Genomic DNA, 271 nt, shown 5'->3' on the forward strand with positions numbered 1-271 from the left:
AGACCTGATACCTGCATCATCATATGATCATTTTCATCTGTAGCACAGACAATAGCAACCTTGTGATGAGATATTCCTCTATATGCAGCCTGTTTACCTCTTTTCTTTGAGTATCTAGGCATATTTTGAGGACGTGTTCCCTTTAGGTTGATACTTTTATACTGCGTATCTATTTCAACTTCACCAGATAATTTCTGATGACCCATAATTTCAGATGCTGCATGATAAAGTTTATGACGCATATAGAAGCAGGTTGTCTTGCTTGTCTCCA

The 271-nt window shown here is 37.6% G+C and carries 1 pseudogene; it reads right to left on the reverse strand.

The features are described from left to right. Positions 1-271: pseudogene (locus ACFOZZ_RS12090) on the reverse strand (IS1595 family transposase); the annotation flags it as partial.

Origin of the sequence: Catenibacterium sp. GCM10023432, from assembly GCF_042651925.1 — a bacterium.
GTDB lineage: Bacteria > Bacillota_I > Bacilli_A > Erysipelotrichales > Coprobacillaceae > Catenibacterium > Catenibacterium mitsuoka.